Origin of the sequence: Streptomyces violens, assembly GCF_000717745.1 — a bacterium.
Taxonomy (GTDB): domain Bacteria; phylum Actinomycetota; class Actinomycetes; order Streptomycetales; family Streptomycetaceae; genus Streptomyces; species Streptomyces violens.
Genome location: NZ_JOBH01000061.1, coordinates 1 through 202 on the forward strand (window position 1 = coordinate 1; position 202 = coordinate 202).

Here is a 202-nt window from a genome sequence, read left to right on the forward strand (position 1 = left end):
GGAGCTGAAGACCAAGGCGCAGAACTTCATCCGGGACCACAAGGACGATGAGGACGGCGACTACGACGAGGATCTGATCGCCGAGCACAACCAGATCCGCGACGACATCACCGCCACGGTGGCCGCGTTCTGGGCGGCGGAGCGCACCTGCCACAACAAGATCACGGCGCTGTGGAACGGCACCCAGATGGTGGCCGGGGAC

1 protein-coding gene is annotated in these 202 nt (G+C 64.9%); it reads left to right on the forward strand.

Going from position 1 to position 202, the window contains the following annotated elements:
• A partial coding sequence (locus IF04_RS36395; protein ID WP_037961980.1) for a hypothetical protein occupies nucleotides 1-202 on the forward strand: 202 nt, incomplete at both ends.